This window comes from Pseudomonas sp. BJa5, from assembly GCF_030272875.2.
Lineage (GTDB): Bacteria > Pseudomonadota > Gammaproteobacteria > Pseudomonadales > Pseudomonadaceae > Aquipseudomonas.
Map to the genome: position 1 here is coordinate 31,318 of NZ_JALRNG020000042.1, position 24,562 is coordinate 55,879.

General features: G+C 64.3%; 20 protein-coding genes. 17 read left to right on the forward strand and 3 right to left on the reverse strand.

Annotated features, from left to right (window positions below; genetic code table 11):
* Positions 1 to 20 precede the first annotated feature (20 nt).
* On the forward strand, positions 21 to 1,256 hold the full coding sequence (locus M2D63_RS21445) for an MFS transporter (protein WP_285865033.1): 1,236 nt from the start codon (positions 21 to 23) through the stop codon (positions 1,254 to 1,256).
* A 45-nt stretch (positions 1,257 to 1,301) separates the two neighbouring features.
* Here the strand turns inward: M2D63_RS21445 and dmeF are convergent, their stop codons facing one another.
* Both dmeF and M2D63_RS21455 read right to left on the reverse strand, forming a co-directional pair.
* Positions 1,302 to 2,219, reverse strand: a complete 918-nt coding sequence (gene dmeF / locus M2D63_RS21450; RefSeq protein ID WP_285865034.1) for a CDF family Co(II)/Ni(II) efflux transporter DmeF — start codon at positions 2,217 to 2,219, stop codon at positions 1,302 to 1,304.
* A gap of 20 nt (positions 2,220 to 2,239) precedes the next feature.
* Complete coding sequence (locus M2D63_RS21455; RefSeq protein WP_285865035.1) at positions 2,240 to 2,515, reverse strand: metal/formaldehyde-sensitive transcriptional repressor; 276 nt, start codon at positions 2,513 to 2,515, stop codon at positions 2,240 to 2,242.
* A gap of 289 nt (positions 2,516 to 2,804) precedes the next feature.
* On the opposite strand from M2D63_RS21455, the gene M2D63_RS21460 reads away from it, so the two are divergent.
* The 10 genes from M2D63_RS21460 (at position 2,805) to M2D63_RS21505 (ending at position 14,461) form a co-directional block, all read left to right on the forward strand.
* On the forward strand, positions 2,805 to 4,532 hold the full coding sequence (locus M2D63_RS21460) for an ATP-binding protein (protein WP_285865036.1): 1,728 nt from the start codon (positions 2,805 to 2,807) through the stop codon (positions 4,530 to 4,532).
* A gap of 7 nt (positions 4,533 to 4,539) precedes the next feature.
* Positions 4,540 to 5,883 (forward strand): sigma-54 dependent transcriptional regulator, encoded by a 1,344-nt coding sequence (locus tag M2D63_RS21465; protein ID WP_285865037.1) that lies wholly within the window; start codon positions 4,540 to 4,542, stop codon positions 5,881 to 5,883.
* 230 nt (positions 5,884 to 6,113) lie between these two features.
* The gene (locus M2D63_RS21470; RefSeq protein ID WP_285865038.1) at positions 6,114 to 7,436 is read left to right on the forward strand and encodes an ABC transporter substrate-binding protein; all 1,323 of its coding nucleotides are present in this window, start codon (positions 6,114 to 6,116) and stop codon (positions 7,434 to 7,436) included.
* A gap of 27 nt (positions 7,437 to 7,463) precedes the next feature.
* Positions 7,464 to 8,798, forward strand: a complete 1,335-nt coding sequence (locus M2D63_RS21475; RefSeq protein ID WP_285865039.1) for an ABC transporter substrate-binding protein — start codon at positions 7,464 to 7,466, stop codon at positions 8,796 to 8,798.
* A gap of 67 nt (positions 8,799 to 8,865) precedes the next feature.
* Positions 8,866 to 9,765, forward strand: a complete 900-nt coding sequence (locus M2D63_RS21480) for a branched-chain amino acid ABC transporter permease (protein ID WP_285865040.1) — start codon at positions 8,866 to 8,868, stop codon at positions 9,763 to 9,765.
* On the forward strand, positions 9,765 to 10,724 hold the full coding sequence (locus M2D63_RS21485) for a branched-chain amino acid ABC transporter permease (protein WP_285865041.1): 960 nt from the start codon (positions 9,765 to 9,767) through the stop codon (positions 10,722 to 10,724). Before M2D63_RS21480 ends, M2D63_RS21485 begins: the two co-directional genes overlap by 1 nt.
* Positions 10,721 to 11,491: an ABC transporter ATP-binding protein gene (locus M2D63_RS21490; RefSeq protein ID WP_285865042.1), complete on the forward strand. Its 771-nt coding sequence runs from the start codon at positions 10,721 to 10,723 to the stop codon at positions 11,489 to 11,491. The genes M2D63_RS21485 and M2D63_RS21490 overlap by 4 nt, the downstream gene beginning before the upstream one ends.
* A complete protein-coding gene (locus tag M2D63_RS21495; RefSeq protein WP_285865043.1) occupies positions 11,488 to 12,135 on the forward strand; it encodes an ATP-binding cassette domain-containing protein in 648 nt (215 codons plus the stop codon). The genes M2D63_RS21490 and M2D63_RS21495 overlap by 4 nt, the downstream gene beginning before the upstream one ends.
* 6 nt (positions 12,136 to 12,141) lie before the next feature.
* A complete protein-coding gene (locus M2D63_RS21500) occupies positions 12,142 to 13,296 on the forward strand; it encodes an iron-containing alcohol dehydrogenase (protein WP_285865044.1) in 1,155 nt (384 codons plus the stop codon).
* Between the two features lie 10 nt (positions 13,297 to 13,306).
* Positions 13,307 to 14,461: an iron-containing alcohol dehydrogenase gene (locus M2D63_RS21505; protein ID WP_285865045.1), complete on the forward strand. Its 1,155-nt coding sequence runs from the start codon at positions 13,307 to 13,309 to the stop codon at positions 14,459 to 14,461.
* Positions 14,462 to 14,469: 8 nt separating this feature from the next.
* Here M2D63_RS21505 and M2D63_RS21510 read toward each other — a convergent pair whose 3' ends face one another.
* Entirely contained in the window at positions 14,470 to 15,174 is a 705-nt protein-coding gene (locus tag M2D63_RS21510) for an aspartate/glutamate racemase family protein (protein WP_285865046.1), read from the reverse strand.
* Positions 15,175 to 15,305: 131 nt separating this feature from the next.
* Here M2D63_RS21510 and M2D63_RS21515 point away from each other — a divergent pair, with 131 nt between their 5' ends.
* The 6 genes from M2D63_RS21515 to M2D63_RS21540 form a co-directional block, all read left to right on the forward strand.
* Positions 15,306 to 16,187, forward strand: coding sequence for a LysR family transcriptional regulator (locus M2D63_RS21515; RefSeq protein WP_285865047.1), 882 nt, complete (start codon positions 15,306 to 15,308; stop codon positions 16,185 to 16,187).
* A 66-nt stretch (positions 16,188 to 16,253) separates the two neighbouring features.
* A complete protein-coding gene (locus tag M2D63_RS21520) occupies positions 16,254 to 16,415 on the forward strand; it encodes a DUF2986 domain-containing protein (protein WP_285865048.1) in 162 nt (53 codons plus the stop codon).
* A gap of 386 nt (positions 16,416 to 16,801) precedes the next feature.
* Positions 16,802 to 18,577, forward strand: a complete 1,776-nt coding sequence (locus tag M2D63_RS21525; RefSeq protein WP_285865049.1) for a type I secretion system permease/ATPase — start codon at positions 16,802 to 16,804, stop codon at positions 18,575 to 18,577.
* The gene (locus M2D63_RS21530; protein ID WP_285865050.1) at positions 18,543 to 19,868 is read left to right on the forward strand and encodes an HlyD family type I secretion periplasmic adaptor subunit; all 1,326 of its coding nucleotides are present in this window, start codon (positions 18,543 to 18,545) and stop codon (positions 19,866 to 19,868) included. Before M2D63_RS21525 ends, M2D63_RS21530 begins: the two co-directional genes overlap by 35 nt.
* A complete protein-coding gene (locus M2D63_RS21535; protein WP_405310735.1) occupies positions 19,865 to 21,253 on the forward strand; it encodes a TolC family outer membrane protein in 1,389 nt (462 codons plus the stop codon). Before M2D63_RS21530 ends, M2D63_RS21535 begins: the two co-directional genes overlap by 4 nt.
* 130 nt (positions 21,254 to 21,383) lie before the next feature.
* A partial coding sequence (locus tag M2D63_RS21540; protein WP_285865051.1) for a cadherin-like domain-containing protein occupies positions 21,384 to 24,562 on the forward strand: 3,179 nt, incomplete at its 3' end.

Here is a 24,562-nt window from a genome sequence, read left to right on the forward strand (position 1 = left end):
TGCACATGGGAGGTTTCGCAATGACTCCACGCTTCACTCGCCTCTTGACTCTCGCGCCAGCGGGCGTCGAGGCTGGCGTATGGCGGCTGCTTGCGGCCAGGAGCCTGCGTGGCTTTTGTGATGGTTACATTGCGGTGCTGCTTCCGGCCTACCTTCTGGCGCTTGGCATGTCGACTTTATCGGTCGGACTGATCAGCACATCAACGCTGCTCGGTTCCGCTATCGCCACCATGGTGGTCGGAATGCTGGGCAATCGATTTTCGCGCAGGTCGTTGCTGTTGATCGCGGCCTTGGTGATGACCGCAACGGGTATCGGCTTTTCCACCTTCTCGACGCTTTGGCCCCTGCTGGTGGTGGCATTCCTCGGTACGATGAATCCAAGTGCGGGCGATGTCAGCATGTTCCTTCCTATCGAGCACGCGTGCCTGGCCGAAGCGTCCGAGGCACAAGCACGCACGTCACTTTTTGCACGCTACAACCTCGTCGGCGCATGCTCAGGTGCTCTGGGTGCCCTGCTGGCGGGAGCACCCGACTGGATCGCGGCTCATTTCGGCGTCGCCGCGCTTTCGGCCATGCGTGGCATGTTCGTCCTCTATGCGCTGTCGGGGCTGGCGATCCTGGCGCTGTACCGACACGTGCCCACGCACCCGGCGGCGACCACCGCTCGAACATCGCTTGGGCCATCGAAGTGGATTGTCGTGCGCCTCGCGCTACTCTTCAGCGTCGATGCATTCGCCGGTGGACTGGTCGTCAACGCGCTACTGACACTTTGGCTCATGGCGCGGTTCGACCTTTCGATCGGCGCTGCCGGGCAGTTCTTTTTCTGCACCGGATTGCTGAGTGCCGGGTCTCAATTGGCAGCAGCACCACTGGCGCGCAGGATCGGCCTGCTGAACACGATGGTCTTCACACACATCCCATCGAGCCTGTGCCTGATCGCGGCAGCCTTCATGCCATCATTGCCGCTCGCATTGCTCATGCTGTTACTGCGTAGCGCGCTGTCGCAACTCGACGTACCCACGCGCAGTGCTTTTGTCATGGCCGTTGTCACGCCTGCCGAGCGGGCAGCTGCCGCGAGTTTTACGGCGGTGCCGCGCAGTCTCGCCGCAGCCATTGCCCCGACCATCGCCAGTGGGTTGATTGGGCTGGGTTGGCTCACGGCGCCGCTGCTCGCCTGCGGTGTGCTCAAGATCATCTACGATCTGGCGCTGTTCACGGCGTGCCGACATGTTCAGCTTGAGGGGGACGCCTCATGAACTCACAATGGGTTTCTTCGCAAGTGATGGTGGGGAAACGCTGCATCAGACCGGTCGAAATTCGACCGTCAGATGGCGGATTTCGTGAACCGGCGTGAGACGTTCACGAATGCTGTTGGTGTTCGCAGGTGCCTCACCAAGAACGCTGACAATGGCCGCATGGGCCTGTGGTCCAACCCGCCAGACGTGCAAGTCGGTGATGGTGACATCTCCCGGCTTCTCAACCAACTCGCGGATTTCCTCGGCAACGTGGGCATCTGTCTGATCCAGTAGCACACCTGCGGTAGCCCCCATCAAGCTCCAGGCCCAACGCGCGATAACGATGGCGCCGACGATGCCCATGAGCGGGTCCAGCCATAGCCAACCGAGATACTGGCCGGCGAGCAGGGCAACGATGGCCAGGACCGACGTCAGCGCATCGGCGATGACGTGGACGTAGGCGGATTTCAGGTTGTTGTCGTTGCCGTGATGGGCATGGTCATGATCATCATGGTCGTGCCCATGACTATGTCCGTGGCCCAGCAGCAGGGCACTGACAATGTTGACGATCAAGCCGGCAATCGCGATGAGCGTGGCGGTGCCGAACTGGACGTCCGTTGGCTGCAACAGGCGCATGACAGACTCAATGCCAATTCCCAGGGCAACCATACCGAGAATCAGCGCTGAAGCGAATCCGCCCAGGTCTCCGACCTTCCCGGTCCCGAAACTGTATCGCTGGCTGGAAGCGTGGCGCTTTGCGTATGCGTAAGCGGCCGCCGCGATACTCAATGCGCCAGCATGCGTTGCCATGTGAAAGCCATCGGCCAGCAACGCCATCGAACCTGTGATATAGCCGGCGGTGATCTCACCAACCATCATCAAAACGGTCAGTGCCACAACCCAAAGCGTGCGCTTGGCATTTTCATCGTGCGCTGAGCCGAGGAACACATGGTCGTGTGCATGTTTGAGGGTAGGGCTGCTCATGGGGGTATGCCTGGATACGTTCACTTGGAGTAACGGCGAATGGCTTCAAGGAGTTCTTCGACGCCCTTGTTACGCTCTTCTTCGCTGAGCGCAGGGTTGGCGACATGTTCCCGCGCGTGGTCCTCGATGATTTCCTCCATCAAGCCATTGATGGCTCCGCGAGTGGCCGCAACAAGGTGCAATGTCCTGGCGCAATCGAGATCCGATTCCAATGCCCGTTCAACGGCCTGGATTTGTCCGGCGATACGTTTAACTCGTTTGAGAAGATCGTCTTTGCTTGCTGCGATATGGCCCATGGAGCACCCCCTGCCTATAGGGTGCGCATGATAGGCATACCCCCTATACCTATGCAAGGTCGACGGACGGAGAAATCAACGACAGCCTCTGGCAGGAGAGAGGTCTCAAATGCGAAGGGAGGGAGAAAACCAGGGAATGTCCGCTTCTGGCCGTCAGCTGCCTTCGGCCGAGGACAGCTATGGGGCCTGAGCCGACAACTTCTACCCGCCAGACCCACTTCAGCATGGACAACCCCGACCCCCGGTCCTTATGCTCCCCGGCATCACATGAAGAACAACTACAACGTCCATGGATACCGAACTCCCCGCGAGCGCGTTCTGGCGACGCCTGGCCCGGCCTCGTCGCAGCCTGGTGGCGCGCTACACGCTGCTTTCCATCCTGGTCATGAGCGTGGCGCTGATTGCGCTGGCGGTGCTCTATGAGCAACTGGCCAAGGACCTGCTCAATCGCCTGACCGGCGAACGCCTCGATGCCCAGGCGCTGTCCACGGCGAACCGCTTGTCGTCGTTTCTCGACGACCGCTTCTACCAGCTCTCGGCCCTGTCCAATCACCCCAGCATGCCCGACTTCGTTGCCGACCAGGCGCAGCCAGTGGGTGATGTCGAGGCGTTGCTCAAGCTCGAAGGTGAATTGCCGTTTCTCTACGGCGTGCTGTTTTTCGACCCGAACGAGCGCCTGCTCAAGGTGATGCCGGGGCAGGCGGCCTCGGGGGCGCCGTACTGGGGACGCGAGGCGTGGTCGCTCGACGGCCTGGCGCGGCAGACTGTCGGCGATATCGAGGTGATCGGCCCGGCGCTGCCCCAGGCCGGGCGCTCGGGCTGGCTGTTGATCCGCAAGACCATCCGCAACGGCCGCCTCGATCACCGCGTGCGGATCGGCCTGCACCTGCGCCTGGCCTCGCTCACCGAGTTGCTGGTCAGCTCGGGCCTCGGCGGGGTGGTCACGCCGCTGCTGCGGGTGCCGGGCGGGGCCTTTCTCGATGCCACCGGGCGCCAGGTCGAGGCACCGGGCGACTGGCGCGAAGGCCCGGTGATCCTGCCCGGCTGGCAAGTGGTCTTCAGTGTGCAGCCAGGGGCGGTGCTCAAACCGCTGGACGACGCCCGCTGGTGGCTGTACCTGGCGGCGGTCGGTTTTATCGGCTTCATCCTGGTGGTGTTCTTCACCTTGTCGCGCCAGTTGCGCGCGCGGGTCGGCACCCTGGTGGAAGGGGCGCACCAGCTGTCGTCGGGGGACCTCGGCTACCGCCTGCCGGAGCAGGCCCATAACGACGAAATCGGCCGGGTCACCCGGGCCTTCAATGTCATGGCCGGGCGTCTGGCCGATGTGATGGAGCGCACCGTGCGCTCGGAAAACCTCGCGGTGCTCGGCACCTTCGCCACCGGCGTCGCCCATGAAGTGCGCAACCCGCTGGCAACCATGAAGACTACGGTGCAGGCCTTGCTGCGGCGTGAACAGGAAGCGGAAAGGCGCCTGCTGCTGACCGACCTGTGCCAGGAGATCGATCGCCTGTCCCATGTCACCAGCGACCTGCTCGAATACGGCCGGCCACGTCCGGCCGTGCCGCAGGGGGTGGACCTGGCCGGGCTGTTCGCGCGCACCGCGCGGCTGGTCGCGCCGGAAGCCGAGGCCAAGGGCATCAGCTTCTCCAGCCACTGCAAAGCGGGTTTGCAGCTCTGGGTCGACCCGGACCAGGCCCAGCAGATTCTCCTCAACCTCTGCCTCAACGCCGTGGAAGCCAGCGCGCCGGGGCAGGGCGTGGCCCTCGAAGGCCAGCCCTGCGGCGAGCGGGTCGCCGTGACCGTGGTCGATCAGGGCTGCGGCATTCCCGAGGCCGCCCTTCAGCAGGTGCGCCAGCCGTTCTTCACCCTCAAGGCCCGCGGTACCGGGCTGGGCCTGAGCATCTGCCAACAATTGCTGGAAGCCAATGCCTCGCGCATGGAACTGGCGAGTACCCCGGGCGAAGGCACGGTGGTGACCCTGGATTTTCCCGTGCCCGCAGCGACTTATCCGAAGTGAGCGACCGATGTCCGAAATACATGTACTGATCGTCGATGACGAAGAGGCGCTGGTGCGCTCGCTGAGCTACGCCCTGCGTGGCGAAGGCATGCAGCCGCGCGCGGTCCACAGTGGCGAGGCGGCGCTGGCGTTGCTGGCCGACAGCCGGGTGGTGGTCGATATCGTCCTGCTCGACCTGGGGTTGCCGGGAATGGATGGCATCGCCACCCTCGAAGGCCTGCGCAAGTGCCGGCCGGAGCTGCCGGTGATCATGATTTCCGCCCACGGCGACACCCGCGCCGCGGTGCAGGCGGTCAAGGGCGGGGCCACCGACTACCTGACCAAACCCTTCGAGCTGGACGATCTGCTGGCGACCATCCAGGGCACTCTTGCAGTGCCCGATGCCGTGGTTGCCGTTGAAGAGCAGGGCGCCTTGCTCGGTCAGAGCCAGGCCATGGGCAACCTCAAGGCCGCGCTGCAACGGATCGCCCAGAGTTCCGCCACGCGCATCCTGCTGCTGGGCGAGTCCGGCACCGGCAAGACCCTGGTGGCCCAGGCGCTGCATGCCAACAGTACGCGCGCCGCGCACCCGTTCATCGAGGTCAACTGCGCGGCCCTGCCGGAGCAACTGATCGAAGCCGAGCTGTTCGGCTCGGAAAAAGGTTCCTACACCGGCGCCCACCAGAAACGTATCGGCCTGGTGACCCAGGCCAACAACGGCACGCTGTTCCTCGACGAGATCGGCGAGTTGCCCTTGGCCCTGCAGGCCAAACTGCTGCACTTCCTGGAGAACGGCAGCTACCGCGCCGTGGGCGCGAGCCAGGCCAGCAGCGCCGATGTGCGCGTGGTGGCGGCGACCAATCGGGATCTTGCCGACGATGTGCGCCAGGGCCGTTTTCGCGAAGACCTGTTCTATCGACTCAACGTCATCACCCTCGATATTCCGGCCCTGCGCGAGCGCGGCGACGACATCCTGTTGCTGGCCCGCCACTTTGCCGCGCGTCAGGCGCGGGAGGAAAAGGTCGCGCCCATCGTGTTCGAGCCAGACAGCGCCGCCGCCCTGGTGCGCCATCGCTGGCCGGGCAATGTGCGTGAACTGAAGAACCTGGTCGAGCGCCTGACCATCCTGCTGCCAGGGCAAACCATCGGCAGCGCCCAGCTGCCTGCCCACCTGCAGGCCGCCGAGCCTGTGCCCAGCTCGCTGTCGGCGCTGGACGATCAGCTCGAACGGGCCGAGCGTGAACTGGTCAACGATGCCCTCAGCCGCAGCGCCGGGCACAAGGGCCTGGCCGCCGACCTGCTGGGGATTTCCCGGCATGCACTCAAGCGCCGTCTGCAGCGCCTGGGGATTGAGCGCGGCGATGAGCGCTAACCGCTCAAGCGCTCGCGCGCGCTGAGCGCAAGCCGCTCAACATTTCTTGCAGATCGCCGCGCCGGTGCCTGGCGCGGCGTCCTCCACGCGCCGACATTCATCACGCAAAGCCTTGTTGCAGAGCGCTTTCGTGTTATCTCATGCAGCATCCGGCAAAGGCTGGCACAGCCTTTGCGATAACCCATTTCGCTAACCGACAAGAGGCGTCCCCGAACGCCCCAAGGGATCTTATGCATCTGCCGTTTTCTCACCTGCTCGCTGTCGTCGCCCTGAACGGCCTGCTGCTGGCTCACGCCGGCAGCGCGCACGCCGGGCGCGTCGAACTGGGCGCTGCGGCCGCGCAAGCCGACCTGACCCTGGGTTGCCTGTACCCGATGACCGAGCGGGCGGCGATCTATGGCCAGGACAGCATCGCCGGCATCCGGGTGGCCTTGAGCGAGCTGCAGGCCGAGCGTGAGGCCGGGCAACAGGTGCCACGCATGCGGGTGATCATCGACGACGACCAGTCCAAGGCCTCCTACGGTGCCAGCCTGGCCCGGGCCTTTATCCGCAAGGACGGCGTACAGGTGCTGTGCGGCATGGTGTCCTCGGGTGTGGCGCTGGCGGTGAGCCAGCTGGCGCGGGAAGAGAAGGTGCTGATGATCGGCACCGACCATGCCTCGTCGCGCATGACCCTGGAAAACGGTCATCGCTACTACTTTCGGGTGACCAACGATACCTGGACCTCCATGGCCGCCGGGGCCCACTACCTCAAGGCCCTGCAAGCCAAGACCGGCTGGCGGCGCCTGGCCTTCATCGGCCCCGACTACGAGTACGGCCACGTGTCGCGGGATGACCTGCACGAAGCCTTGCGCCAACTGGGCGTGCAGTTCGACGACGTCACCGAGCTGTGGCCGCGCCTGTACGAGCCGGATTACTCGGCCTATATCGCCGCACTGGAGCAGGCCAAGCCCGACATCATCGTCTCGGCCCTGTGGGGCGGCGATTTCCACGCCTTCGTCAAGCAGGCCGCCGGCACCCGGTTGTTCGAGCGTTCGCGGCTGGCCAACTTCGATACCGGGGGCAACTATGACTTCCTCGTCGCCCTCGGCGACAAGGCGCCGCCAGGTTTGATCCTGTCGGCCCGGCATCACAACAACTGGCCGCAGACCGCGCGCAACAGCGCCTTCGTCGAGCGTTTCCACACCCTGACCGGGCGCTACCCGACCTACGCCGCCGAAGGTGCCTACACCGGCGTGATGGCCCTGGCCAGGGCCAGCCAGAAAGCCGGGGGCGCCACTGACACTGAAGCGCTAGTCACCGCCCTGGAAGGGCTGGAGATCGCCTTGCCGGAAGATCCACCGGGTTTCGTCTCGCGAATCGACCCGGTCACCCACCAGATTCTGCAAGCCCAGGCCGTCGGCACGCCGGTACCCAGCAGCGACTACCCGCCTGCGCAACTGATGCTCGGGCACTGGTCTGTGTACTCCGCCCAGGACCTGTCGCCCGACCCGGCGGCGCGCGCACGCCGGTACGCCAATTCTGTCCGTAACCCCGAGGGGCACGCCCCTTAGCATCGATAACCCGCAATGGAAATGACCATGAACAACTATAAGAAAAGCGTCCAGCACTCCCTAAAAGCACTGCCCCTGGCCCTGGCGATCGCCACGGCGGGGATTGCCAGCAGCTTCAGCGGCGCAGCACTGGCCGCCGAGAACGGCAAGTTCCGCATCGGCGTGGTGACCTTCCTCTCAGGCCCGGCAGCCGGTCCGTTCGGCGAGCCTTCGGCCAACGCCGCCAAGATCCTGGTGGAGGGCCTCAACCAGGGCAAGCTGCCGGCGCCCTACGACAAGCTGGGCATCAACGGCGCCGAGATCGAGATGGTGATCATCGATGAGGCCGGCGGGGCTGCCAAGCAGGTGGAGGAGTTCCGCAACCTGGTGCAGCGCCAGAAGGTCGATGCCGTGGTCGGCTACATCTCGTCCGGCGACTGCCTGGCGATCGCGCCGGTGGCCGAAGAACTGGGGGCGATGACCGTGTTCTACGATTGCGGCACCTCGCAGCTGTTCAGCGAAGACAAGACCCCGCAGTTCGTCTTCCGCACCAGCCTCGACGCGGCCGTGGACAACATCGGCGCCGCCCGTTACCTGGCCAGGACCCGTCCGGACGCCGTGCGCGTCGGCGGTATCCAGCAGAACTATGCCTGGGGCCAGGACAGCTGGAACGACTTCACCCTGTCCATGGCGCAGATCATGCCCAAGAGCCAGGTGGTCGAGTCGCAGATGCCCAAGGTCTTCCAGGGCCAGTACGGGGCGGAGATCTCGGCGCTGTCGGTTAAGCGCCCGGACATCATTCATTCCAGCTTCTGGGGCGGCGACATGGAGGCCCTGGTGCTCCAGGCCAACTCCCGCGGCCTGCTCGAAGACGCCACCGCGGTGCTGACCTGCGGCGAGTCGGCCCTGGCGCGCTACAAGGACCAGGCGCCCAACGGCATGATCATCGGCGGTCGTGGCCCGTTCGGTGCCTTCGCCCCCGAGAACGCCCTGAACAGCTGGTTCACCCAGGCTTACCAGGCCGCCTACAAGGCTGCGCCGACTTACCCAGCGAGCAAGATGGCCCAGGCCATCCTCGGCCTGAAATTCGCCGCGGAAAACGCCAAGGCCGAGCCCGGCAAGATCCCGGCCGCGCTGGAAATGGCCAAGGCCTTCAAGGGCGCCACCTTCGAATCGGTCTCCGGCACCGTGCAGATGGCCCGCGCCGGTGGCCACCAGGCCATGCAGGGCATCGCCTACGGTGAGTACCACTACGACGCAGCCAGCCAGAAAGGCAGCGTGCAGAACGTCATCGCCTTCTCCGGCGAGTGCGTGACCCCGCCTGACGGCATCAGCGCCCATGACTGGATCAAGGCCGGTTTCCCTGGCGCGCAGTGCAACTGATCGCGTTGCACACCTGACTGATCGTGGCGGCCGCTGCCGGCCGCCACTCTTGCCAAGGTAGAACCTTATGCTGAGTCTTTACGCGGTGCTGATCGACGGCGCCATCTATGCCTCATGGCTGTTCCTGGTCGCAGCGGGGCTCACCGTCATCTACGGTGTCATGCGCATCCTGAACATGGCCCATGGCAGCTTCTACGCCATCGGTGCCTATGCCGCCGCCTCGCTGGTGGGCTGGTATTTCAACAACGGGGTAGGGCCGGTGTGGGTCGGCTACCTGATGATGCTCGGCTGCGCCCTGGCCGCCGGGTTGGTGGTCGGTCTGCTGATCGAGCGCGGCCTGCTGCGCTTCATGTACGGCCGCGATGAAGTGCTGATGGTGATCATCACCTACGCCTTGCTGCTGATCCTCGAAGACGCCATGAAGATGATCTGGGGCGTCAACCCGTACTTCGCCTACCAGCCTTACGCCGAAATGGGCCGCAGCGTGCTGGCCGGGCTAAAGGTCTCCAACTACGACCTGATGCTGGTGGGCGTCTCGCTGGTGCTGGGCCTTGGCCTGTGGCTGTGGCTGGAGCGCACTCACCAGGGCAAGGTGCTGCGCGCGGTGATCCATGACCGCGAAGTGGCCCAGGCCATGGGCGTCAACGTGCGCCGGGTGTTCACCCTGGTGTTCATCCTCGGCACCGTGCTCGGCACCCTGGCCGGGGCCCTGACGGCGCCGGCGATCTCGGTGGCGCCGGGTATCGGCGTGGAGATCATCGTGCTGGCCTTCGCCGTGGTGGTGATCGGCGGCATGGGCAGCATCGAAGGGGCCGCCCTCGGCGCCTTGCTGGTGGGCTTGAGCCGTGCGGCGGCGGTGCACTACGCGCCGCAATTCGAACTCTTTGTGATCTACGGCGTGATGGCGCTGGTCCTGGCGGTACGTCCGCAGGGGCTGTTCGGCCGCGTGCTTGCGAGGAAAATCTGATGCGCCTGGATAAAACCGAACTGATTCTGCTCGGCGTCGCCGCCGTGCTCGCCCTCGGCGGCCTGATCGCGCCGCAATGGCTGGTGTTCCTGCTGACCATGGCGCTGGCCAAGTCCATGGTCGTCCAGGGCGTGGTGATGCAGATGCGCGCGGGCCTGGTGACCTTCGGTCAGGGCCTGTACTTCTGCATGGGCGGCTACGCCGTAGGCATGAGCGGGCACTTCCTGAACATCACTGATCTGCCGACCCTGTTGCTGATCGGCGTTGCCGCCGCCGTGGCGCTGGCGATGCTGCTGGGCCTGCTGATGACCCGCTACCGCGAGATCTTCTTCGCCATGCTGTCGCTGGCGTTCTCGATGATCCTCTACGGCATGCTGGTGAAAAGCCCGGCCCTGGGCAGCACCGACGGCTTCAACGTCAAGGCCTGGACCCTGTTCGGCTGGAGCCCGGCGGCGGGCCAGGCACCGCTGGCGCTGTTCGTCATCATCGTCGCCGCGACCGCGGTGCTGGCGGTGTTGCTGCACCGCTACGGGCGCAGCAGCGCCGGGGCGATGTGCGAGGCGATCCGCGAGAACGAGGTGCGGGTCGAGTACCTCGGCCAGTCGCCGCGCTGGGTGCTGTACATGAACTACGTCGCCGCCGCCGGGGTCTCGGCGCTGGGCGGCGGCTTCATGGCCCTGGCCGCCGGGCATATCGACCCGGAAATGGCCTACTGGATCACCTCCGGCGAGTTCGTCTTCATCGCCTTGCTCGGCGGCACGGCCCACGTGGCGGCTCCGATCATCGCCGCGATCCTGTTCGCCGTGGTGCGCACCTACGCCATCGAGCTGGTGCCTCATAGCTGGCAGATGATCCTGGGCGTGACCTTGCTGGCAATCATCGTCTTTCTACCCAAGGGCTTGTGGAGCCTGTTCAGCGGCCGGGGCCGCGCGGCCAAGGCAGTGGAGGCCAAGGTATGAGCTGCATTCTCGAAACCCGTGGACTGTACAAGGAGTTCGGCGCAGTCACTGCGGCCAAGAACGTCAACGTCGGCATCAGCAAGGGCGAAGTGGTGGGGGTGATCGGCTCCAATGGCGCCGGCAAGACCACCTTCATCAATATGGTCACCGGCTACCTCAAGCCCAGCCGTGGCGAAATCCTCTTCAACGGCCAGTCGATCATCGGCAGAACGCCGCGGGCGATCACCCGTGCCGGCATGGCGCGCTCGTTCCAGGTTGCCCAGCTGTTCCCGGAACTGACCGTGCTGGACAACCTGCTGATCGCCCTGGCCGCCGCCGAATCGCCGTTCCCGTCGCTGCTGCGACCGCTGCGCAATGACACGCGGATCGCCCGCGCCGAGGCGATTCTCGGCGAGTTCAGCATCCTTTCCTGGCGCGACAGCAAGGTCACCGCAGTGCCGCAAGGCGTGCGCAAGCTGATCGATATTGCCATGGCGCTGATCGGCGACCCGCAGATGCTGCTGCTCGACGAGCCCACCAGCGGCGTCAGCGCCGAGGAGAAGACCCAACTGATGGACACGGTGATGCAGGTGGTGTCGCGCCATCAGGTGACGGTGCTGTTCGTCGAGCACGACATGGATGTGGTGCGCCGCTACGTGTCGCGGATCCTCGCCTTCTACAGCGGTGAAGTGCTGGCCGACGGCCCGCCGCAATCGGTACTGGCCAACGCCCGGGTCCAGGAACTGGTCACCGGGGGGCAGCGGGCACACAAGGGAGCCACCGCATGAGCCTGGAAATTCGCAACCTCAACGTCGCCATCGAATCGGTGCCGATCCTGCACAACGTCTCGCTGGATGTCGGTGCCGGGCAGATGGTCGGCCTGATCGGCCATAACGGCGCCGGCAAGACCACCCTGATCCGCACCCTGATGGGGCTGCTCGACGCCACCTCCGGGTCGATACGTTTCGCCGGCAACGACCTGCGTGCGCAGCCGGGCCACCAGCGTGCGGCGGCGGGCATCAGCTACCTGCCCGAAGACCGCCGGCTGATCCCGGCGCTGACGGTGGAGGAGAACATCCTGCTGCCGGTGTGGGCCAACAAGCTGGCGGGCAGTGCCGAGCGCCTGGAATGGGTCTACAGCCTGATCCCGGAAATCGCCCAGTACCGCGACCGCCGCGCCATGCAGCTGTCCGGCGGCCAGCAGAAGCTGGTGGCCCTGGCCCGGGCGCTGATGCCGGGCAACCGCCTGCTGATCCTCGACGAGCCGTTCGAGGGCGTGGCGCCGGTACTGTCGCGCCGCCTCAGCGAAGTGATCGCCCAGCTCGGACAGCAAGGCCTGTGCGTGCTGATCTCCGAATCCGATGACACCCATTCCGCTGACCTGGTCGATGCGCTGTACCGCATCGAGCGCGGCAGCGTACGAGCAGGATGACCCGCCATGTCGAACTTTACTTTTGAAACCACACCCCGGGTGATTTGCGAAGTCGATGGCGCCTTGCGCCTCGGCGCCCTGTGCCGCGAGCTCGGTGCCGAGCGGGTGCTGCTGGTCAGCGATCCGGGCCTGCAACGGGCCGGTTTGCTTGAGGCGCCGATGCAGGCGCTGCGCGAGGCCGGTGTCGAGGTGACCCTGTACAGCGACGTGCAGGCCGATCCGCCCGAGGCGTCGGTGCTGGAGGCGGTGGCGGCAGGGCGCGACTGCCGGGCCCAGGCGGTCATCGGCCTGGGTGGCGGCAGCTCGCTGGACACCGCCAAGCTGGTGGCGCTGCTCTGTGGCCATGAACAGGCGCTGACGGACATCTACGGCATCAACCTGGCCAAGGGCCCGCGCTTGCCGTTGATCCAGGTACCGACCACCGCCGGCACCGGCTCGGAAGTCACCGCCGTGGCCATCGTCACCACCCCCAGCCACGAGAAGAAGGGCGTGGTCAGCGCCTTGCTCTACCCGGACATCGCCTTGCTCGACGCACGCCTGACCGTAGGCCTGCCGCCGGCGGTGAGCGCCATGACCGGCGTCGATGCCATGGTCCATGCCATCGAGGCCTACACCAGCAAGCACAAGAAGAACCTGCTCTCCGACGGCCTGGCCGTGCAGGCCCTGCGCCTGCTCGCCGGCAACCTGGATCGGGTGCTGGCCGAGCCTGGCGATCTGCAGGCACGTTCGGACATGCTGCTCGGCTCGATGCTGGCCGGCATGGCCTTTGCCAACGCCCCGGTGGCGGCGGTGCATGCGCTGGCCTATCCGCTGGGTGGGCATTTCCATGTGCCCCATGGCCTGAGCAATGCGCTGGTGCTGGTGCCGGTGCTGAACTTCAACCGTAGCGCGGCGCAGCCGCTGTACGCGGAACTGGCGGCCAGTGTGTTGCCCGGCCAGCGTTTCGACACCCAGGCATCGGCCTGCGATGCCTTTATCGGTTTCATGACCGCGCTGGTAGAACGCATGCCGTTCGCCCAGCGCCTGGCGCAGGTGGGCGTGAGCGAGGCCGACCTCGATCGGCTGAGCGATGACGCCATGAAAGTCGAGCGCCTGCTGATCAACAACCCGCGCCCGGTCAGCCGTGAAGACGCCCGGGCCATCTACGCCTCGGTGCTGTAAGGAGACCACCATGAATCATGAATTCAGAAGTGTTCCCCGTATCGTTTGTGAGGCGGGTGCCTTGCAGGGGATTGGCCAGGTCTTCACCACACTGGCGGCCCGCCGGGTGCTGCTGGTGTGCGACCCTGGCATCGTCAAACTGGGCTTTGCCACCAAGGCCTGCGCGGCACTGGAAGCGGCAGGCTGCACCGTCGCCGTGTTCGACCAGGTGGTGGCGGACCCGCCCGCTGCGGTGGTCGAGCAGGCGGTCAGCCAGGGACGTGCCTTCGAAGCCGATGGCGTGCTTGGCCTGGGCGGCGGCAGCTCGCTGGATGCGGCCAAGCTGGTGGCCTTGCTGATCAACAGCGAGCAGCGCCTGGAGGACCTCTACGGCAGCGACAAGGCCCGCGGCCAACGCCTGCCGCTGGTGCTGATGCCGACCACGGCAGGGACGGGGTCGGAAGTGACCTGGGTCTCGGTGATCACCGATGCCCAGCAGCGCAAACAGGCCGTGTATTCGGCGCAACTGATGCCGGACGTGGCCGTGCTCGACCCGGAGCTGACCCTGGGCCTGCCAGCTGTGGTGACTGCGGCGACCGGCCTGGATGCCATGGTCCACGCCATCGAGGCCTACACCAGCCGCACGCGCAAGAACCCCATTTCCGATGGCCTGGCCACTACTGCGCTGCGCCTGTTGGGCGGTAATCTGCGCAAGGTGCTGGCCGACGGCAACGATGTTGCCGCCCGTTCGGCGATGCTGCAGGGCTCGCTGATGGCCGGCATGGCGTTCGTCAACGCGTCGGTGGCGGCGATCCATGGCCTGGCTTACCCGTTGGGGGCGCGGTTTCACATCCCCCACGGTCACGCCAATGCCCTGGTGATGGCGCCGATGATCCGCTTCAACCTGCCGGCGGCCCGACAGCAGTACGCCGAACTGGCGGCGCATCTGTTGCCGCAGGCGGTGTTCGAGGACCAGGACTGCGCCGCGCAGGCATTCGTTGAAGCGATCGAGGCGCTGGTTGGCGACAGCGGTCTGGAAACGCGCCTGGGCAGGCTGGGTATCGATGAGGACTCGATTCCGGCGATGGCGGCGGACGTGGTGAATGGGTTGAAGCGCTTGATCGACAGCAATCCCAGGGACATGACCGAAGCCGACGTTGAGGGCATCTATCGAAGTATCTACTGAGGCATGCCTTAAAGCGCTTGCCGCGAGCCCAGTGCGAACTCGATGCCCGCTTCCACATGGATGGCGGTCGAGTCGAAACCTGGAAGCGCAAGCGCGTCGGTCTCCAGTATCAGGCAGATCTCTGTACAGCCGAAGATGATCGAGTCGGCACCTTCGGCCTTCGCCTGCTCGATCAGCGAGACGAGTACCGCTCGCGATTCCTCACGGACGACCCCGAGGCTCAGTTCGTTGAAAATGATGTCGTGGATCTGCCCTCGGCCTTCGGCGTCGGGGACCATGACTTCGATGCCGTGCTTCTCCATGCGCGCAGGATAGAAGCCGTTCTCCATGGTATAGCGTGTCGCGATCAGCAACGGCTTGCGATGACCCGCTGCCTTGAGGCGCTCGGCCACCACATCGACGATATGGATAAAGGGCAGGGGTGTCGCGGCGATAACCGCGTCCGCTACCAGGTGCATGGTCACCGCGCAGATCATCACACAATCAGCGCCAGCCTTTTCAAGGCTACGCGCCACATCGGCCAGTTGCCGCCCGGCTTCATCCCACTGTCCGGCCTTCTGCTTGTCGACGATGGTCTGGAAGTCCACCGAGTGCAGCAGCACCTGGGCGCTGTGCAAGCCACCAAGACGGTTGTTGATGCCTTTGTTCAGCGCCCTGTAGTAAACCGCTGAGCCTTCATAGCTCATGCCACCAATCAGACCAATTTTACGCATGCGACTCTCTCCAGCCTTGACCCGGCTTGCCGACGTGTGGGCAGCATTTGCTGCAACCCTCCTGTTGCGTCGAAGTGTATGCTGACGAATGATTCTCTAGTAATGAATAATCGGTATACAGGATTCTCGAAATGAGAAACTTAGACCTGGACTCCCTGCAGATCTTCAAGGCAGTGGTCGACTATGGCGGCATCACCAACGCGGCAGCCCAGCTCAATCGCGTGCAATCCAACATCACCACCCGGGTGAAGAACCTGGAAGAGCGTCTGGGTGTGGCGCTGTTTCATCGCCAGGGGGGAAAGCTCATTCCATCCGACGAAGGCAAGCTGCTGCATCAGTATGCCGAGAAGCTGCTGCGCCTCTCCACCGAGGCCGAGACCGCACTCAAGCGTGGTCGACTGCAGGGCACGCTGCGAATCGGCACGCTGGAAAGCACGGCTGCCGCCAGGCTACCGCCGTTGTTGTCGAGTTTCCATGAGCGCTTTCCCGACGTGCAGATCGAGTTGGTGTCCGGCTCCTCCGACGCGCTGATTGCCCAGGTGCACCGAGGTGACATCGAGGCCGCGTTCGTCTCGGATCCGTTCACAACGGCTGGCCTGGATAGCCAGGAAGCCTTCGTTGAAGAACTTGCCCTGATCGTTGCGAAAAACAGCACGGTGCCCAATGCCCGGGAACTCCAGGGCTCCACCATCATCGCCTTCGCCAGGGGTTGTTCGTACCGGCGCATCTTTGAAGACTGGCTGAAAACCTGCGAAATCGTCCCGGCCAGGTTCCTGGAGCTGGCTTCGTATCATGCGATAGCGGCTTGCGTAGCCGCGGGAACAGGTGTGGCGATTATGCCGCAGTCGGTGCTCAAGGCTGTTCAGGTGCAGAACCTGGTAAGGGCGTTGCCGCTGCCGCCCAAGGTGGCCCGCGCTCGAACCCGCCTCATCTGGCGCGCGGGTCACGAATCGAGCGTGTTGCAGTCTTTTCTTGATGAGATCGCTAGGCACCGTGGATCGTTATCGTCATAGCGAGCATGCTGCCTTGTCCGCGTATGATGTCTACAGCATGCTCAAACCTACGCACCGAGTGAAACGATGAACCGTCGCAAGAAGATCAAACAGTTACTGCAGGCTCACGCGAAAAAGGCCAGCGCCAAACTGGCACCGAAGAGTAAGCCCAAGTACATCAGCAAAGCCGACCGGTTGAAGCTGGAGACTGAGGCCGGCGTGGACGAAAGCACCGACCCGCAGCGCTGATCTCGCCGGCCATTCGGTTGCATCCGCAGGATCCATCGCCGGTGCTGCCGGCTCCCACAAGGGTCCGGCACACACCGGCCCCTTGTGGGAGCGGGCTTGCCCCGCGATCCAGGCGCCACGGACCGAGTTCAGCAATCGCAGCGCGGTTATCGCGGGGCAAGCCCGCGCCTACACGATATGGCCAATTGCTACACGCCGGCGCCCGGCATGATCTAAGCTCCACAAAAGAGGGCTTTGGGCGGCGCCTCTACTGGCGGGAAGTGACTGTTCTGGCGTCAAAAAAGTGAAATGCCTTGAGCGGTGAGCGCTGACGGCGGTTGTCCTCCAGCGCCTTTTCTGCAGGTGCACGCGCGCGCGTTTTTCTCCACTCTCCAGGCATCCAGACTATGCGAAGCGCACCTGAATACAGCCTGCACGATGCCCTGAACGCTTGTCGAAGCAGCTTCATTGCCGTCGGCTTTTTCAGCTTGTTCGTCAATGCGCTGATGCTCGTCCCGACCTTTTATATGCTGCAGGTGTACGGACGGGTGCTGACCAGCGCAAGCCTGTCGACCTTGGTGATGCTGACGCTGATCATGACCGTACTGATCGTCACGCTCGGCGCACTGGAGTGGGTGCGTTCGCGCATCATGGTGCGCGTCAGTACCCGGCTGGATGTACTGCTCGGTCGCCAGGTCTACAAGGCCAGCTTCAAACGCGCGCTGGAGAGCGGTGGAACGGACGCCTCGGCCCAGTCGCTCAACGACTTGACGGGCCTGCGGCAGTTTCTCACCGGTAATGGCGTGTTCGCTTTCTTCGATGCACCCTGGCTGCCCCTCTATATTGCGGTGATGTTCCTGTTTCATCCCTGGTATGGCTGGGTAGCGGTGGGCAGTGCGCTGGTATTGCTGATACTGGCACTCATTAATGAAAATCTCACCGCTGCTGCGCTCGCCCAGGCCAACAAGGAGCACATTGCGGCAACGCTGCACACCACGAAAAACCTGCGCAACGCCGAAGTCATCGCCTCCATGGGGATGCTTGAAACGCTCATGGCGCGGTGGGCGCGCCGGCAAAGCAGCGTGTTGCTGCTGCAGTCCCGGGCGAGCGATGCCGGGGCGACGATCAGTACCCTGTCCAGGTCGTTGCGGATTCTGGTGCAGTCACTGATCCTCGGCCTTGGGGCATACCTGACCATCGACCATCAGGTGGGCCCGGGCATGGTGTTCGCCGGCTCCGTGCTGCTGGGGCGTGCGTTGGCGCCCCTCGACCTGATCATCGGCAGCTGGAAGGGGTTCATAGCCGCCCGCGCCCAGTACAGCCGTCTCAACGACAGGCTCAACCGGCAACAGGCCCAGCCCGAGTCCATGTCGTTGCCCGCGCCCCAGGGCCATGTGCAGGTGGAGAACCTGGTCGTCGCCGCGCCCGGGTCGACGACACCGATTATCAAGAACATCAGCTTCAGCGTACCTGCCGGATGCGCGGTGGGCGTCATCGGTGCCAGTGCGGCGGGCAAGTCCACGCTGGCCAGGGCATTGCTGGGGGTATGGGCGCCGCAGCATGGCGTGGTGCGGCTGGATGGCGCCGACATCAATGCCTGGAACAAAAACGAGCTTGGGCCGCACGTTGGTTATCTACCGCAGGACATCGAACTGTTCGAAGGCAGCATTGGCGAAAACATTGCCCGCTTCGGTGAGGTCGATGCCGAGAAAGTCATCCAGGCGGCGCGGATGGCGGGCGTCCACGAGATGATCCTGCTGTTGCCCGATGGCTACGACACCGTCATTGGCGGCGATGGCGTGATGCTCTCGGGCGGGCAGCGCCAGCGCATCGGGCTGGCCCGTGCCCTGTATGGCAGCCCGCGGCTGGTCGTGCTCGACGAGCCCAACTCCAATCTCGACGACGTCGGTGACCGCGCACTGGCGGCCGCCATTGCCCAGCTCAAGCAGGAAGGCGCGACGCTTTTTGTGATTACCCACCGCACCAACATCGTCTCCCGGCTTGACCGGCTGATTGTGATGAGCGCTGGCGCTATCAGTCTTCATGGCCCACGTGAGCAGGTACTGGCCGAACTCCACGCGCAACAGCAGGCGGCGCAGAAACAAGCCGCTGCCGTGGTTTCGGTCGATACCGGCAAGGACGATGTCGATGAGCCGTACGATTCCCAGTCATCAAACGGATAGCTTCGCCGAGCTGCCGACCTCCGACCACAGGCTGCGTCGACTGGGCGTTGGCATCGTCCTGGTGACCTTCGGCCTGTTCGGTACCTGGGCCGCTGTCGCACCGCTCGATGGCGCCGCCTTCGCGCCCGGCGTGGTCACGGTGCAGGCCTACCGAAAAACCGTGCAGCACCTGGAAGGCGGCATCGTCAAAGCGGTATTGGCCCATGACGGTGACATCGTCGGGCGTGATGACCCGCTGATCGTTCTCGATGATGCGCAGCTGCGCTTCGAATACGGGATGACCCGCAGCCAGCTGGTGGCCGCCAGGGCCATGGAGGCAAGACTCAGGGCCGAGCGCGACAATCAATCGACGATCAGCTTTGGCAGCGCGGCCGATCACGACCCGTTGCGCGGTGCAGAGGCGCATCAGGGCGAGACCCAGGTGTTCAACGCCCGACGCGGGTCACGGCTGGGCCAGATCGCGGTGCTGCAAGAGCGCATCGGCCAGTTGAATCAGCAGGTCAAAGGCATCGAGGCCATGATCGCTGCCAAAAGCCACCTGGAGAAATCCTACAGCGGCGAAATCGTCGAGTTGAGCGATCTGTTGAAGCAAGGCTTCGTCGACAAGCAACGTTTGCTCGAGCAGCAACGCAAGCTTGAACTGCTCAGGTCGGAAATGGCCGACCACCGTTCCACCCTGGTCAAGACGCGCCTGCAGATCAACGAGACCCAGCTGCAGATCCTGCAGATCGACAAAGACTTCAATGCCGATGTGGTCAAGCAACTGGCCGATGTCCAGACCAGGATCTACGACCTGCAAGAGAAGGCGTCAGCCCTGGAGGACCGGCTCAGCCATATCGTCATCCGCGCCCCCGAGGCGGGCATGGTGATCGGCATGACGGTGCATACCATCGGTGGTGTGGTACGCCCGGCAACCCCGTTGCTGGATATTGTGCCGTCAGTGTCCGAGCTGGTCATCGAGGCCCAGGTGGCGCCCGTCGATATCGATCGCGTCGCCATTGGCAAGCGCGCCGATATCCGTTTCGGTGCGTTCGACAGTTCGACCACGCCGGTGATCGAAGGGGAGGTCAGCAGTGTCTCGGCAGACCGTCTGACCAACGAAAAGACCGGGACGGCCTATTACCTGGCTCGGGTCCGGGTCAGCGAGGCCGGTGTGCGCGCCCTGGGCGAGCGCAAGCTGTTGCCGGGGATGCCCGCGGACGTGCTGATCATCACGGGGCAGCGCACGCTGCTGCAATACCTGATGCAGCCGGCCCGCGATGCCCTCGCGCAATCGATGATCGAGGAATGACCGTGCGCGTGCCTGCTGCGCTACCGGGCGGTGTGTTCATGCTTGCACTGTGCGTCAGTGTTGCCTGGGCGCAAGCCACTGCGCCTGAACCCGCCGGGGTCAGTGCCTCGGCGTTTTCCACCGACCTGATGCAGCTGTATCGCGAGGCCCGCCTGGAAGATCCGCGCATACTGGCCTCTTATGCACGCGAGCAGGCGGGCCGGGAGCATCAGCGCGAAGCCATGGGGGCGCTGTTGCCCCAGGCCTCGATCAACGCCGGGACCAATCGTATTCACCAGGAAAACGATCTGCTGCAGCAGAGTTTCGACAGCGAAAGCTACAGCCTGGTGCTGCGCCAGTACCTCTATAACAAGGCGGCGTGGGAGAACTACCAGAAGTTCAAGAGCCTGGCCAGGCAGTCCGAGTCCGAAGCCCTGGACGCCCAGGCCGAAGCCACGGTGGATCTGGCCCTGCGTTATTTCACCGTGTTGGCAGCCGAGGATGAACTGGAGCTGATCCAGGCCGAGCGTCGGACCACGCAAAAGAGCCTGGACCGGGTCAATGCGTTGTACGAAAAGCAACTGGCGTTGATTACCGATCAGCTCGACCTCAAGGCGCGGGTCGACGGCCTGGCGGCGCAGGAACTGGGGGCCCGCAACCAGGTCAGCGTCAGTCGCGAGGCGCTGGCGGAGGTCGTCGGCCGGCCGGTCAAGGAGCGGCTCAGTCGGGTTCGCGATGATATCCAATTGAATGTGTCGGCACACAGCCTTGAAACCTGGGTGCGCGAGGGTGTTGCGCACAACCCGGCGCTCAAGGCCAATGAAAGCGGCGTCGAAGCGGCGGGCGCGGCGTTGCGCAGCGGCCAGGGCGGGCACTATCCCACCCTGAGCCTGACCCTGAGCGCGCAGCAGACCAACGAAGGCTACAACAATGCCCTGGTGCCGCGCACCGACAGTTATGTGGCTGGTGTCGGCGTGCAAGTACCGCTGTACAGCGGCGGCGCGACCTCGGCGCGCGTGCGCGGGCTGTACCAGGACCAGGTCGTGGCCGAGCAGCAACTGGAAGCGGTCCAGCGCCGGGTGGTCAAGGAGATTACGAGCGCTTACCTGACGGCGAGCGCCAGTGCGGAAAAGGTCCAGGCCAGCCGGTATGCCCTGGCCTCGGCACAGCTGTCCAGGGTGGCGGCAGAGAAAGCCTTCAGCTATGGAATGGTCAATGCCGTGGATGTGCTGGCCAGTGTCCGCAATGAATTTCGCGCCCGGCGTGAACTGCTCAAGGCGCAATACGACTTCCTCACCAATGTCTTCACCCTCAATCGCTGGGCGGGAAAACCGTCGGCCGACAGCGTCGAAAGCGTCAATGCCTGGCTGAGCGGCAGCGCCGGCCAGACGCGCGCAACCCCTTGATCCTGGCGGGCATCGGGTCCGGATATTAGACGAAAGGTGTGCCGGCTCATTCAAACGGATGATGGCCAGCCAAAGGCTGCCGACTACAGTCCTAGAGTCGAGAATCCTACGTGCGCTGAGGGCTCAGGTCATGGCTACCATCAACGGTAACGACAACGCCAATACACTGACAGGCGGCACCGCAGCCGACACCCTCAACGGCCTGGGCGGTGACGACATCCTCATCGGCAATGCCGGTGACGATACGCTGAACGGTGGCACCGGCAATGACCGGCTGCTGGGTGGGCGCGGCAGCGATACCTACCTGTTCGGCCAGGGCTTTGGCAACGATGTAATCGACAATTCCGGCGGTGCCAGCAGCGACGTCGACGTGTTGCGCCTGACCAACCTCAACGCCAACCAGATCCGCCTGACCCGCATCGGCAACGACCTGGTGCTCACCGTGCTGGCCACCGGCGAAACCCTCACCGTGAGCCAGTGCTTTCTCGATGCCGACCACGCGATCGACCGGATTCAGTTCGCCGACGGCAGCCGCTGGGGCGTCACCGAGGCCCTGGCCAACCTCTATTACCCGCCCGTCACGCCCACCTCTGGCGCCGACGTGATCAACGGCAACCCTACCGATGACACGCTCCAGGGCCTGGGTGGCAACGATACGCTGTTTGGCAATGGTGGTAACGACACGCTCGACGGCGGCAGCGGCAACGACCGCATGGAAGGCGGCGTCGGCAATGACACCTATGTGGTCGATGCCGCCGGTGATGTGGTGGTCGAGGCCAGCAACGCCGGTGACGATCAGGTACTGGCCAGCATCAGTTACACCCTGGGCAACAACGTCGAGCGCCTGACCCTGACCGGCAGTGCCAACCTCAACGGCACCGGCAACGCACTGGCCAACACCCTGGTCGGCAACGCCGGCAACAACCTGCTCGACGGTGGTGCCGGCAACGACCTGATCCAGGGCGGCGATGGCAATGACACGCTGCAAGGCGGCGCCGGCAATGACAACCTCAATGGTGATGCCGGTAACGACCTGCTCGACGGTGGGGCGGGCAACGACAGCATGGTCGGCGGCAGCGGCGACGATACCTACGTGGTCGACCAGAGTGGCGACAGTGTGTCCGAAGCGCTCGACGGTGGCAGCGATACCGTCCGCACCTCGCTGAGCTACAGCCTGGGTGCCAACGTCGAAAATCTCGAACTTACCGGCAGCAGCAATCTCAATGGCACCGGCAATGCCCTGGCCAACCGGCTGACCGGCAACACCGCCAACAACGTCCTCGATGGCGGCGCCGGTGATGACCTGCTGGCGGGCCGTCGCGGCAGCGATACCTATCGCTACGGCGTCAACTATGGCAACGACGTGATCGACAACAGTGGCGGCGCCAGCACCGATGTCGATACCGTGCAACTGGTCGGGCTCAACAGTAACAACGTGCGCTTCGTGCACCTGGGCGACGACCTGCAGATGGTGGTGCTGGCGACCTCGCAGACCCTGACCATCAAGAACTTCTACCTGGGCGTCGATTACGAGATCGACCGACTTCGCTTCGATAACAACGTGGTGTGGAACACGGCCACCCTCAAGGCTGCGGCAACCCTGCCGGCCAACGGCGCGCCGAGCTCCACCAATGACAGCCAGACCACCCTGGAAGACACCTCGGTCATCCTCGGTAGCGCCGACTTCGGCACCTACAGCGACCCGGAAAATACCCCCCTGGCCGCAGTGCAGATCACTGGCCTGCCAGCACTCGGCAGCCTGCAGTACCACAACGGCAGCGCCTGGGTCGCGGTGGTGCAGAACCAAGTTATCAGCAAGTCCGACCTCGATGCCGGCAAACTGCAATTCGTGCCGGCCCTCAATGGCAATGGCAGCGGTTACGCCAGCATCGGCTTCAAGGTTGGCGACGGCACGGCCTTCGCCGTCAACGCCAATACCCTGAGCATCAATGTGACGCCGGTCAACGATGCGCCCACCGTCAGCGGCCCGGTCAGCCTGCCCAACGGAACGGAAGATACCGCCTATACCCTTACGGCTGCGCAACTGCTGGCCAATGCCAGCGACGTGGATGCCGGCACCACGCTGAGTGTGCAGAGCGTCAGCGTCGACTCAAGTCTTGGCGCCTTGACCAACAATAACAACGGCACCTGGACCTTTGTTCCGGCGAATAATCTCAATGGCCCGGTGACTTTCGCCGTGGTCGTGACTGACGGCAGCCTCCAGGTCGCCACCTCGGCGCAGTTGAACCTGGCGCCGGTCAATGATGCCCCCGTGGTGACCTCGGAGCTGTGGACCGACGCCCCCGAGAACAGCTTCATCTCGACCAATGTCAGTACCGCCGTCCGGGACCCGGACGGTGATGCGCTGACCTATACCTTTGCGCCGCAAAGCAGTATGGGCGGCAGCGTTTCGATGTTTGCCGGCAACCCGGGGGCCTTTTTCTACAGTGGCAACTCCCCGGCCATCGATAGCCTCGCTGCGGGCGTGCAGGCCGTCGATGTGATTGCCTTTACCGTGGACGACGGCCACGGCGGCTCGACCAACGGCACCTTCGAGGTGCGCCTGACGGGCACCAACGATGCGCCGACCGTGGCCAGCGCACTGCTCGCGCAGAACGCCAGCGAAGACTCGCCGTTCAGCTACACCGTACCGCTCGCTACCTTTGCCGATGTGGATGCCGGCGACAGCCTCGGCTACAGCGCCAGCCTGGCCAATGGCGATCCGCTGCCGGGGTGGTTGAGCTTCGATGCGGCCAACCGCACCTTCAGCGGTACGCCGGGCAATGCGGATGTCGGTAGCCTGAGCCTGAAAGTGACGGCCACCGATGGCAGCGGGGCCAAGGTGAGCAGCAGCTTTACCTTGACCATTGGCAACACCAACGATGCGCCGACACTGCAGGTGCCGTTGTTCGACCAGCTCAGCGGGTTGGGGCAGGCGGTGGCCTATACCGTGCCGGCCAATACCTTTGCCGATGTCGATGTTGGCGACAGTCTGGCGCTGAGTGCGAATCTGGTGAACGGCGACCCTTTGCCAGCGTGGCTGGTTTTCGATGCGCCGAGCCGCACCTTCAGCGGCACGCCGCCGACAGGGACACAGCCAGGGGGGATTGCCATCACCGTTACGGCGACCGACTCGGGCGGCCTTTCGGTGAGTGATGATTTCGTGCTGAACCTGCTCAGCGCCACGGTCGGCACGCCGAACGATGATGTGCTCAATGGCAGCGTGATCGACGATGCGATCTATGGCCTGGCGGGCAACGATACGTTGAACGGTTTTGGTGGTAATGACCTGCTCGATGGTGGCAGTGG